The following is a 626-nucleotide window of genomic DNA, read 5'->3' as shown; positions in this document are numbered from 1 at the left end:
TAAAAAGATCAAGGACCGTTTAGGCTTTATGCCGGCTATGCCAAGCAAATTGATCAGTGCAGTTGAGTTTAAATATGACCGTCACTTAACTGATGTAATTTTAGACACGATTGAAAGCAATCTGGTTGATGAGCTGAATACGCCAGAAAATCATGAAAACCTAAAGCGGCTGCGCAGCTATCTTCATCGTCGCTGGGTGGATATTAAGCCGTTTAAGATGCGTCATTTGTCAGTAATTAAGGCAATTGGCTGCTGTGAGAGCAATCACCGCAAGTATACTTATCGCGTTAAAGGACAAGGAAAATACTGGTCAGAAGATGGTGCCGAAGGAATTCTGCGTGTGCTGACTTGCATTAAAAACAATGAGCTGGAATACTGGCTTAGCAGTGAGTTTGCAGGTGGGCAGCTCGATATTGGTGACCGGGAAGAATTGAAAGGTGCAGTTCGTGCCAGCCTAAGAAAGACGCATGAAGCTCATCTAGGCATTCATCATGGAGCAATCGAAAGCTTAACAGCAGGACATAGCTATTTAAACGATTTTAGCAGAAAAATAAATCAAATAAATATTTAAGAAATTAAGGTCAGACTAATGGTTAATAGCCTCCCGCAAAAATATTGACACTTAC

Annotated in this window: 1 pseudogene; it reads left to right on the top strand. The window is 41.2% G+C overall.

Features of this window, described 5'->3' with window-relative positions:
• A pseudogene (locus HMPREF0518_RS09345) lies at positions 1–571 on the top strand (ISLre2 family transposase); the annotation flags it as partial.
• Positions 572–626 lie beyond the last annotated feature (55 nt).

The sequence above is a fragment of the Lactobacillus helveticus DSM 20075 = CGMCC 1.1877 genome, from assembly GCF_000160855.1.
Taxonomy (GTDB): domain Bacteria; phylum Bacillota; class Bacilli; order Lactobacillales; family Lactobacillaceae; genus Lactobacillus; species Lactobacillus helveticus.
The sequence above is the reverse complement of the archived record's forward strand: the minus strand, read 5'-3'. Positions and strand labels throughout refer to the sequence as shown.